Here is a 1728-nt window from a genome sequence, read left to right as displayed (position 1 = left end):
CTGGAGATTCCGGATAATTTACGAAAAGGTATACAGGACTGGCTCTGGGGCTTGCGGACCGCGCCCGACCTGACCAGCGCCATGGCCAAGCGGCATGAACTGGGCGCAGGGGAAGCCTGGATAACTCCGCTGGGAGTCATTGTGCATGTGGTGGGTGTGACTTTTCCCGAACAGGAAGACGCGGCCAGCCTGCTGCAATGTCGGCGGGAACTGGAAGATAACCAGCAGCTTATGACTGCCGCCGAGGCGCAGGCCGTTGCCACGCAAACGGCGCTGAATGAGGCCCAAGAGGCTCTTCGCGCTTTGCAAATACCCCTGCGCGAATCTGAAGCACAAGTGCAGAAACTTGGCCGGGAACTGGCACAGGAACGGGAGTCTGTCGCCCGTTTACGAAGTCGGGTGGAATCGGAAGATCAGCAACGGACCGGGCGGCAAATGGAAGCCCAGCGTCTGGAATCGGAAAAAACCGCCAGCTCGGAACGCCTGAGCGGGCTGCGCAAGGCTTTTGCCGAAGAAGAAGAAAACTGGGCTGTACAGGAAAAACATCTGCGCGAGGCGCAACAAAAAGCGGATAAGGACAAACGCCGTGTTCAGGAATTGCGCAATGCCTACGGGCGCTTGCGGGAAGAACGTCAGCAACTGGAATTACAGGTGCAAAAACTGCAGACAGAATCGGCAGCAGCGCAACAGCGCGGTGATGATCTCCAGCAGCAGGATCTGCAACTGATGCAGTCCATTGCGCTCAGCCGCCAGAACCTGGAGGCACTACTGCAAGCCCTTCCTGATTTGCAGGACAAACAGAAAAAGCTTCAGGATCAGCTTGGAGAACAGCAGGCCGTGGTCCAAAAACATCAGGAATCCGCGCAGACCCTGGATCAACAAATTCGCACCCTGGAGCAGCAGCGTCATCCGCTGGAAACCCAGTTGCGCAATCTGCAACAAAACCTGGCACTGACCGAACAGGGAATGGCGGCCTTGCAGGTCCGTCTTGAAGAAAATACCCGGCGTGCCGAGGAACTGGCAGAAAATCTCGGGGAAAACCCCGGTCCTTGCCCGGATTCCCGCTCTATGGAAGAACAACTGGCGCGTATTGCTGCCGCCATACAGCGGCTGGGCAATGTGAACCTCGCCGCAGAAGAAGAATTACAAGAGCTGGAAAAGCGGCGCGGAAATTTGTTAAGTCAGGTGGAAGATGTGGAAATGGCTCTGAACAGTCTGGATGAAGCCATGGCCGCCATGGATCAGGAAACCATCTCGCGCTTTTCCGAAACCCTCCATCAGGTGAATCAGGAATTGCAAAAGCTGTTCGCCATTTTATTTGGGGGTGGTCAGGCTGCCCTGAGTCTGCTGGGTGACGATTTGCTTGATTCCGGTCTGGTTTTACGCGCGCAACCCCCCGGCAAACGTAATGCCAGTTTGCAGCAATTATCCGGTGGAGAAAAAGCGCTGACCGCAATTGCCCTGGTTTTTGCGCTGTTTCGGCTGAATCCAGCCCCATTTTGTGTGCTCGACGAGGTAGATGCCCCTCTGGATGACGCCAATGTGGGCCGTTTCTGCCATTTGGTCCAGGAAATGGCCGTACAAACCCAGTTTTTGATTGTTACCCACCGTAACTTGACCATGCAGGTGGGTGAACAACTTATCGGCGTTACCATGACCGAACCCGGAGTCTCGCGCATCGTACCGGTTTCTGTGGCGGAAACGTTGGCCGCTGCCGCCGATTCTGAA

General features: G+C 55.8%; 1 protein-coding gene. It reads left to right on the top strand.

From position 1 onward, the window contains the following. Window positions 1-1728, top strand: a 1728-nt coding sequence (locus AC2VLY_RS14930) for a coiled-coil domain-containing protein (protein ID WP_486922540.1), incomplete at both ends; no start/stop codon positions are given.

It is taken from the genome of Acidithiobacillus sp. TH-A36, from assembly GCF_057473445.1.
Note: the sequence above shows the minus strand (reverse complement) of the source record. Positions and strands in the feature narration are given on the sequence as shown.